General features: G+C 72.7%; 8 protein-coding genes and 1 pseudogene. 6 read left to right on the top strand and 3 right to left on the bottom strand.

Annotated elements, in window-relative coordinates:
* Positions 1-95: 95 nt before the first annotated feature.
* Positions 96-431 (top strand): nitronate monooxygenase, encoded by a 336-nt coding sequence (locus ACWEQL_RS38505; RefSeq protein WP_452155611.1) that lies wholly within the window; start codon positions 96-98, stop codon positions 429-431.
* Positions 432-455: 24 nt separating this feature from the next.
* Here ACWEQL_RS38505 and ACWEQL_RS38500 read toward each other — a convergent pair whose 3' ends face one another.
* Positions 456-1,466: an NAD-dependent epimerase/dehydratase family protein gene (locus ACWEQL_RS38500; protein WP_452155609.1), complete on the bottom strand. Its 1,011-nt coding sequence runs from the start codon at positions 1,464-1,466 to the stop codon at positions 456-458.
* Positions 1,467-1,561: 95 nt separating this feature from the next.
* Complete coding sequence (locus ACWEQL_RS38495; RefSeq protein ID WP_452155607.1) at positions 1,562-3,046, bottom strand: aminopeptidase P family protein; 1,485 nt, start codon at positions 3,044-3,046, stop codon at positions 1,562-1,564.
* Between the two features lie 218 nt (positions 3,047-3,264).
* On the opposite strand from ACWEQL_RS38495, the gene ACWEQL_RS38490 reads away from it, so the two are divergent.
* Genes ACWEQL_RS38490 through ACWEQL_RS38470 form a run of 5 tightly spaced genes read left to right on the top strand, consistent with a single transcriptional unit; the run spans position 3,265 to position 8,935 of the window.
* Positions 3,265-5,013, top strand: coding sequence for an ABC transporter substrate-binding protein (locus ACWEQL_RS38490; RefSeq protein WP_452155605.1), 1,749 nt, complete (start codon positions 3,265-3,267; stop codon positions 5,011-5,013).
* A gap of 13 nt (positions 5,014-5,026) precedes the next feature.
* On the top strand, positions 5,027-5,986 hold the full coding sequence (locus ACWEQL_RS38485) for an ABC transporter permease (RefSeq protein WP_452155603.1): 960 nt from the start codon (positions 5,027-5,029) through the stop codon (positions 5,984-5,986).
* Positions 5,983-6,969, top strand: coding sequence for an ABC transporter permease (locus ACWEQL_RS38480; protein WP_452155601.1), 987 nt, complete (start codon positions 5,983-5,985; stop codon positions 6,967-6,969). The genes ACWEQL_RS38485 and ACWEQL_RS38480 overlap by 4 nt, the downstream gene beginning before the upstream one ends.
* Positions 6,969-7,970: an ABC transporter ATP-binding protein gene (locus tag ACWEQL_RS38475; RefSeq protein WP_452155599.1), complete on the top strand. Its 1,002-nt coding sequence runs from the start codon at positions 6,969-6,971 to the stop codon at positions 7,968-7,970. The genes ACWEQL_RS38480 and ACWEQL_RS38475 overlap by 1 nt, the downstream gene beginning before the upstream one ends.
* The gene (locus tag ACWEQL_RS38470) at positions 7,967-8,935 is read left to right on the top strand and encodes an ABC transporter ATP-binding protein (protein ID WP_452155597.1); all 969 of its coding nucleotides are present in this window, start codon (positions 7,967-7,969) and stop codon (positions 8,933-8,935) included. Before ACWEQL_RS38475 ends, ACWEQL_RS38470 begins: the two co-directional genes overlap by 4 nt.
* 176 nt (positions 8,936-9,111) lie before the next feature.
* Here the strand turns inward: ACWEQL_RS38470 and ACWEQL_RS38465 are convergent.
* Positions 9,112-9,199 (bottom strand): annotated as a pseudogene (locus ACWEQL_RS38465) (DUF4865 family protein); the annotation flags it as partial.

Here is a 9,199-nt window from a genome sequence, read left to right as displayed (position 1 = left end):
CCCGGAGTCCTCCAGGGCCCGCGCCAGCGTGAACCGCAGCAGCCTCCGCAGGCCCGCGAGCGGATCCTCGTCCGCGGCCGCGGCCCGGGCCTCCTATGCAGGTGGGGACGGCGCTGCTGCGCGCGGACGAGTCCGGCGCGTCCGCCGCGCACCGGGAGGCGCTGACCGTCCTGCCCGGCACGGTCGTGACGCGGGCGTTCACCGGCCGCCCGGCCCGGGGCCTGCGCAACGCCTTCACCGACCGTCACTCCGGTCACGCCCCCGCGGCCTACCCGGAGGTGCACCACCTGACCCGGCCGCTGCGGGCGGCCGCGGCGAAGCGCTCCGACACCTCGGCGATGCACCTGTGGGCGGGGACGGCGCACGCGGCGGCGCGGCCGGGCCCGGCGGCGGAGCTCGTACGGGAGTTGTGGGCCGCCGCCCGGGTGTGACGGTGCCCGCGCGGGGAGCCGCGCTCAGCCGGAGGCGCCCCGTACCTCCGCCTCCAGCAGTGCCAGCAGTTCACGCTCGCGCTCCGCGCTGAGGCCGGCGCGGCGGGGGCGGTCGAGGTCCTGGGTGCGTTCCCACTCCAGGGTGTCGGCGACCAGTTCGGCGCGCGGGCGGTGCCGCAGGCCGGTGGCGTGGGCCGCCGCGCCGGTGCGGTTCGACCAGCCCTCCCAGCCCGGTTCGACCAGCCACTGCGGCAGCGACTCCGGTCCCATGTACTGGGTGACGTCGTTGGCGAGCAGCCAGGCGGACGCGGCGGTGACGACCGGCCCGGTGTGGCCGCCGATGTCGCGCGCCAGGCCGATCCACTTCTCCAGGGGGAGGACCGGGCCGACCGCGTCGTACGTCCCCGTGGTGCCCGCCTCCGCGCGGTCGAGGAGCCAGCCGGCGAGGTCGCGGACGTCGATGACCTGGGTGGGCAGGTCCGGGGTGTCGGGGACGAGCAGGGGACCGCGGGGGTCGCGGGCGGCGCGGGCCGCCCAGTAGCCGGAGCGGCCGCTCTGGTCGCCGGGGCCGCCGATGAGCCCGGGCCGGGCGATCAGGAGGCGGTCGCCGACGACCTCCCGCGAGGCCTGCTCGCAGGCGGCCTTGGCCTCGCCGTACAGCTCGCGGTCGGCCTCGGCGAGCGGGGTCGGTGCCAGCAGCGCGGTGGACTCGTCCGCGCCCGGGACGCCGTGCTCGGCGTAGGCGCTGACGGAGGAGACGTAGGTCCAGTGCCGGGCGCGGGCGCCCAGCGCGGTCAGGGCGTCGCGGACGAAGCCGGGCTGCCAGGAGACCTCGACGACGGCGTCCCAGTCGCGGTCGAGGAGTGGCCGGTAGGCGCCGGGGTCGGCGCGGTCGGCGGTCACCAGGGTGGCGCCGTCCGCGACTTCGCCGCTCTCGCCCCGGGCGAGACAGGTGACGCGGTGGCCGCGTCCGATCGCCTGCCGGGACAACTCCCGGCCCAACCATGCCGTACCGCCCAGAACGAGGATGTCCATGGGGGAACTCAAGCACCGGTCGGGCCGGGGGCCAAGACGGGTTAGCCCACGGCAGAGCCGGGCGAGCCGCCGGGGGAGGGCGTCATGACGGCCGGTCAGCCCAGGAGCGAGGCCATCCAGGACTCGATGCCGGAGACCGTGCGCGGCAGCGCGCCGGACATGAGCCGCGCGCCGTCCTCGGTGATGACGAGGTCGTCCTCGATCCGGATGCCCAGGCCGCGCAGCTCCACCGGCAGGGTCTCGTCGTCGGGCTGCAGGTAGAGGCCGGGCTCGACGGTGAGGACCTGGCCGACCTCCAGGGTGCCGTCCAGGTAGGTCTCGGCGCGGGCCTTGGCGCAGTCGTGGACGTCGAGGCCGAGCATGTGGCCGCTGCTGCACAGGGTGTAGCGCCGGTACAGGCCGCTGTCCTCGCGCAGCGCCTCCTCGGCGGGGATCCGCAGGACGCCCCAGTCGGCGAGGCCCTCGGCGATGACGCGCATGGCGGCGCGGTGGAAGTCGCGGAAGCTGGCGCCGGGGCGCAGTGCGGCGATGCCGGCGTCCTGGGCGGCGAGGACGAGTTCGTACGCCTGGCGCTGGACGGGGGAGAAGGTGCCGCCGAGCGGAAGGGTGCGGGTGATGTCGGCGGTGTAGAGGGTGTCGGTCTCGACGCCGGCGTCCAGCAGGAGCAGCTGGGACTCGTCGAGCGGGCCGTCGTTGCGGATCCAGTGCAGGACGCAGGCGTGGGCGCCGGAGGCGGCGATGGTGTCGTAGCCGGTGCCGTTGCCCTCGGCGCGGGCGCGCAGGTTGAAGACGCCCTCGATCCAGCGCTCGCCGCGCCGGTGGCGCAGGGCGGCGGGGAGCGCGCGGACGACGTCCTCGAAGCCCAGCACGGTGTGGTCGACGGAGAGTTGGAGCTGCTGGACCTCCCAGGCGTCCTTGATCAGGCGCAGTTCGGAGAGCGCGGTGGCGAGGGCGCCGTCGCGCTCGCGCAGCTCGGGGGAGCCGGGCCGTTCGGTGGCGGCGTCGAGGGAGGGGTCGACGCCGGCCAGGACGCGGGTGGCGGGCCGCGGGCCGGAGAGCAGCTTGCCGAGGTCGTCGAGGTGTTCGGTGCGGATGCCGGTGAGGTCGGCGGCCTCGGTGAGGTCGGGGCGGCGGCCGACCCAGAACTCGCCGTAGCGGCGGTCGCGGTAGAACTCGGATCCGCGCGTGGAGCCCTGGCCGGAGCCGCCGCGCGGGGAGCGGGGCCGCAGGTAGAGGACGGGCTCGTGGCCCTCGGGGCCGGTGGGCTCCAGCACCAGGACGTGGCCGACCTGGTCCTCGCCGGTGAGGCCGGTGAGCCAGGCGTAGGCGCTGTGCGGGCGGAAGCGGTAATCGCAGTCGTTGCTGCGGACCTTGAGCTCGCCGGCCGGGACGATCAGGCGCTCGCCGGGGAAGGCGGCGGAGAGGCGGGCGCGGCGGGCGGGGGTGACGTGGTGTCCGGGGACCCTGGCGTCGGCGGGCAGCGGGGTGGCGGCCCAGGCGGTGCCCATGAAGGCGTCGAGGGCGGGGGAGACGGGGAGATCGTGGCTGCCGGTGTTGAGGCCGGGCTGATCGAGGGTCACCGACGGGCTCCTTCGAGGTGGGGGGAGGTGCTGCGCACGGACACAGGTCGGTAACGGGGTGCATCACCTCTTGTGCAGTGCAATTTCACATTACTATGTTACGGGTCACACCACGGAGCGGCTAGACCCGGAGCGGTCGCCCTCCCGCCGGTGGGCCCCGGATCAGCCCCGGGGCGAACCTCGGGCCTCACGTCCGGCCCCCCACTGCGGAGTTGCACATGACCAGGCGCACCCACGCCGCCATCGCGACCGCGATCGCAGCGACCCTCACGCTCGGCCTCGGGGCCTGCGGCAAGAGCGAGAAGAGCGGCGGAAACGCCAGCAGCGGTTCCACCAAGGCCCCCGGGGCCGAGTCCGGCTCGATCGTCGGCGGCACCCCCACCAAGGGCGGCACGCTGACCGTGCTGTCCAACCAGGACTTCGCCCACCTCGACCCGGCCCGCAACTGGACCCTGCCGAACATGGACTTCGGCACCCGGCTGCTCTACCGCACCCTGGTGACCTTCAAGGCGGAGCCGGGCAAGGGCGGCAGCGAGATCGTCCCCGACCTGGCCACCGACGTCGGCCGGCCGTCGGACGGCGGCAAGACCTGGACGTTCACCCTCAAGGACGGGCTGAAGTACGAGGACGGCAGCCCCATCAAGTCCGCCGACATCAAGTACAACGTCGAGCGCTCCTTCTCCCCGGACCTCACCGGCGGCCCCGACTACGCCCAGCAGTACCTGGCGGGCGGCGAGAACTACAAGGGCCCGCTCTCCGGCCAGCACCTGGACAGCATCCAGACGCCGGACGACAAGACGATCGTCTTCAAGCTGAAGCGCCCGGTCGCCGAGTTCTCGTACACCGCGACCCTGCCGACCTTCGCGCCCGTCCCGCAGGCGCAGGAGAAGGGCACCCAGTACGACCTGCGGCCGTTCTCCTCCGGCCCGTACAAGATCGAGTCGTACGACCGCGGCAAGCAGCTGGTGCTGGTCCGCAACGCCAACTGGGACCCGGGCACCGACAAGGTCCGCAAGGCCTACCCGGACAAGATCGTCGTGGTGCAGGGCCTCAAGGGCGGCCAGGTCGACGACCGCCTGATCGCCAGCAGCGGTGCGGACGCCTCCGCGGTCGAGATCCCGTGGATGCGCCCGGAGTCGGTCGGCAAGGTGCTGCCCAAGGCGGACGTCAAGGCCCGCCTGGTCGGCGAGATGACCGGCTGTACCGACATGCTGTTCATGAACACCTCCAAGGCGCCCTTCGACGACCCGAAGGTCCGCGAGGCGATGATGTACGCGGTCGACAAGGAGGCCCAGGTCACCGCGTTCGGCGGCCCCGCGCTGACCGACGTCGCCACCTCCTACCTGCCGCCCGCGCTGACCGGCGGCACCAAGCTGGACCCGCTGAAGATCCCGGCCACCGGCGACCAGGCCAAGGCCAAGGAGCTGCTGAAGGCGGCCGGCAAGTCCGACCTCAAGGTCACCTTCTCCGTCTCCACCGGTGACAAGACCCGCGCCGAGGCGATCCAGCAGTCGCTGGCCAAGGCGGGCGTCGAGGTCACCATCAACACCGTCGACCCGTCGGCGTACACCGACGCGATGGGCGACACCAAGAACGCGCCCAACCTGTCGATGAGCGGCTGGTGCCCGGACTACCCGTCCGGCGCGACCTTCACCCCCTTCGTCTTCGACGGCCGCACCATCAAGGAGAAGGGCAACCAAGGCAACTACAGCCAGTTCCGGGACCAGGCCACCATGGACCGGATCGACCAGATCAACGCGATGTCCGACGTCAACGAGGCCAACGCCGCCTGGCTGAAGCTCGACGAGGACATCATGAAGAAGGCCCCCGCCGTGCCGCTGCTGTGGCAGCGCCGCGCCCTGCTGGTCGGCGACAACATCGCCGGCGCCTACGGCCACCCGAGCTGGGCCGGCATGTTCGACTTCGCCACGATCGGTCTCAAGGACCCCTCGAAGAGCCAGGGCTGAGGGACCGCCACCGATGAGTTCAACCACTGAGCCCGCCGCCGTGACCCTCACGGCGGCGGGCCCCGCGAAGGCCGCCGGCCGTGGCCCCTGGCGGCTGGTCTGGGACCAGCTGTGGGCCAGGGGCACCGCCCGGTTCGGCCTGGTGATGGTCGGCCTGCTCGTCCTGCTCACCGCGCTGGCCGCCCCGCTGAGCGCGCTGGGCGGCTGGACGGCCGAGGAGTTCGACAAGACCGCCATCGACCCGTACCTCGGCGGACTGCCGATCGGCGACTTCGGCGGCATCGGCCCCGACCACTGGCTCGGCGTCGAACCCGCCACCGGACGCGACCTGTTCGCCCGGGTGCTGCACGGCGGCCAGGTGTCGCTGATGATCGCCTTCGTCGCCACCGCCGTGATCGTCGTCACCGGCACCCTGGCCGGCATCGCGGCCGGCTACTTCGGCGGCCGGATCGACTCGGTGCTCTCCCGGCTGATGGACCTGACGATGTCCTTCCCCTCGCTGATCTTCATGATCGCGATGATGTCGGTCGCCAGGGACGTCAACCGGATCCTGCTGATGACCGTGGTCATCGGCGCCTTCGGATGGCCCGGCATCGCCCGCGTGGTGCGCGGCCAGACCCTCTCGCTCAAGCACCGCGAGTACGTCGAGGCGGCCAAGGTCGGCGGCGCGCGCTCCTGGCGCATCCTCACCCGCGAGATCCTGCCGAACGTCTCCGGCCCGGTCATCGCGTACACCACGCTGCTGATCCCCGGCATGATCAGCACCGAGGCCGCGCTCAGCTACCTCGGCGTCGGGGTGCGGCCGCCCACGCCGTCCTGGGGCCAGATGATCGCCGAGTCGATCGTCTTCTACGAGACCGACCCGACGTACTTCCTGATCCCCACGGTCTTCCTGTTCCTCGCCGTGCTCTCGTTCACCCTGCTCGGGGACGCGCTGCGCGACATCCTCGACCCCCGGGGAGGCCGGTCGTGATCCTCTACCTCGGACGGCGGCTGCTCGGCATGGCGGGCGTCCTGCTCGCCATCTGCGCGATCACCTTCACCATCTTCTACCTGCTGCCCAACGACCCGGCGGCGGCCGCCTGCGGCAAGTCCTGCAGCACCGAGCGGCTGCAGGAGGTCAAGGCCGCGATGGGCCTGGACAAGCCGGTCTGGGAGCAGTTCGGCGCCTACCTCACCGGCATCTTCGCCGGCCGCGACTACGGCACCGGCCCGACCGCCATCCGCTGCGAGTTCCCCTGCCTCGGCTACTCGTACGACTACTCGCTGCCGGTGTGGGACCTGCTGGCCGACCGGATGCCGGTCTCCGCCTCGCTGGCCTTCGGCGCCGGCGTGCTCTGGCTGCTGATCGGCCTCGGCATCGGCGTGGTCTCCGCGCTGCGCAAGGGCACCCTCACCGACCGGACGCTCACCGTGTTCTCGGTCGCCGCGGCCTCGCTGCCGGTCTACTTCACCTCGATCATGCTGATCTGGGGGATCGTCCGGACCACCGAGCTGCTGCCCTACCCGCAGTACGCCCCACTGGCCGACGACCCGCTCGGCTGGGCCTCCAACCTGCTGCTGCCCTGGATCGCGCTGGCCCTGCTGTACGCGGCCACCTACGCCCGGCAGAGCCGCAACTCGATGATCGAGACCATGGCGGAGCCGTACATCCGCACCGCCCGCGCCAAGGGCATGCCCGGCCGCACCGTCACCGTCAAGCACGGACTGCGCGCCGGCATGACCCCGATCCTCACCATCCTCGGCATCGACCTCGGCGGCCTGCTCGCCGGCGCGGTCATCACCGAGTCCATCTTCGGGCTGCCCGGTGTCGGACGGCTCTTCTACGACGCGCTGGTCCGCTCCGACCAGCCCGTCATCCTCGGCGTCACCCTGCTCGCGGCCTTCTTCATCGTCGCGGCGAACCTGCTGGTCGACGTGCTCTACGCGTACGTCGACCCGAGAGTGAGGTACTGATGACCGCCCTGCTGGAGGTCGACGACCTCACGGTGTCCTTCGACACCCCCCGCGGCACCGTCCGCGCCGTGGACGGCATCTCGTTCACCGTCGAGTCCGGGCGGACCCTCGGCCTGGTCGGCGAGTCCGGCTCCGGCAAGTCGGTCACCTCGCTGGCCGTCATGGGCCTGCACCGCGGCGCGAAGGTCGGCGGCTCGATCAGGCTCGCCGGCCAGGAGCTGACCGGCCTGCCCGAGCGGCAGCTCAACACCGTCCGCGGCCGCCGGATCGCCATGATCTTCCAGGACCCGCTGTCCAGCCTGCACCCCTTCTACACGGTCGGCGAGCAGATCGCCGAGCACTACCGGGTGCACTTCCGGGCCAACCGGCAGGCCGCCCGCAAACGGGCCGTCGACATGCTCGCCGAGGTGGGCATCCCCGAACCCGGCCGCCGCGTCGACGAGTACCCGCACCAGTTCTCCGGCGGCATGCGCCAGCGCGTCATGATCGCCATGGCGCTGGCCTGCGAACCCGACCTGCTCATCGCCGACGAGCCCACCACCGCCCTGGACGTCACCGTCCAGGCCCAGATCCTCGACCTGATCGCCCGCATCCAGCAGGACCGCGGCCTCGGCGTCGTCATGATCACCCACGACCTCGGCGTGGTCGCCCGGGTCGCCCACGAGGTCCTGGTCATGTACGGCGGCCGCGCCGCCGAACAGGCCCCCGTGGACCGGCTGTTCGCCACCCCGGCGCACCCCTACACCCGGGGCCTGCTGGACTCCCTGCCCCGCCTGGACGACACCGACGACGCCCCGCTGCGGGCCATCCCCGGCAGCCCGCCGTCGCTGATCGCCCCCGCCCCCGGCTGCTCCTTCGCCCCCCGCTGCGCCCGCACCACCGCCGCGAACGCCGAGGAACACGCCCGCTGCCTGGCCGAACGCCCCGCGCTCGGCCGGCTGTCCGCCGGCCACCAGGCCGCCTGCCACCTGCCGCTGGTGCCCGAAGGAGCCCCGTCATGACCGAGCCCCTGCTGTCCGTACGGGACCTGGTCAAGACCTTCCCCGGCCGGCGCGGCCGGAAGTCCGCCCCGGTCCGGGCCGTCGACGGCGTCAGCTTCGACGTCGGCAAGGGCGAGACCCTCGGCCTGGTCGGCGAGTCCGGCTGCGGCAAGTCCACCACCGGACGCATGATCGTCCGGCTGACCGACCCGACCTCCGGCACCGTCACCTTCGACGGCGCCGAGATCGGCGGACTCTCCCAGAAGGAGCTGCGGCCCCACCGCCGGCACCTCCAGATGGTCTTCCAGGACCCCTACTCCTCGCTCAACCCCCGCCAGACGGTGGCCCGGATCATCTCCGAACCGCTGCTGGTGCAGGGGACCGGCGCCGAGGAGGCCCGCACCCGGGCCGCCGAGCTGATGGAACTGGTCGGCCTGATCCCCGAGCACCTGGACCGCTATCCGCACGAGTTCTCCGGCGGCCAGGCGCAGCGCATCGGCATCGCCCGCTCGCTGGCCACCTCGCCGCGGCTGGTCGTCGCCGACGAGCCGGTCTCCGCCCTGGACGTCTCCATCCAGGCCCAGGTGGTCAACCTGATGGAGCGCCTCCAGGAGGAACTGGGCCTGGCGTACATCTTCATCGCGCACGACCTCTCGGTGGTCAAGCGGGTCTGCGACCGGGTCGCGGTGATGTACCTCGGCCGGATCGTGGAGATCGGCGACAAGCACGAGGTGTACGGCAACCCGGCGCACCCCTACACCCGGGCGCTGCTGTCGGCCGTACCGCTGCCCGACCCGGCCGCCGAACGCGCCCGGGAGCGGATCGTGCTGCTCGGCGACCCGCCGAGCCCGGCCAGCCCGCCGTCCGGCTGCACCTTCCACCCGCGCTGCCCGAAGGCGCAGGAGCTCTGCCGCACCGAACGGCCGCTGCTGCGGATCGCCGGTCCGGGCAGCCGTCAGGCCGCCTGCCACTTCCCGGAGGCCTGAGCACCGCAGGAAACCTGCGCGACAAACCGTCCCCCACGAACCGCCGTACCGCCCGGCTCCCCCACGCCAGGCGGTACGGCTCCAGCCCGAGGACCGTTCACCGGTCCTCGAACCGACCCCCGGTCGGACGCGGCGGGGAACCTCACGAGGGCCGCGTCCGACCGGGTCTCGCGCTAGCCGGGGCCCCAGAGGAAGCCGTTCATGCCCTCGGCGGTGCGCCACAGGTAGAGCGGCGCGTACTGGTTGACGGGCGATCCGGCGACG

Source organism: Kitasatospora sp. NPDC004240, assembly GCF_053603215.1.
This window is presented reverse-complemented; position numbering and strand designations above follow the sequence as displayed.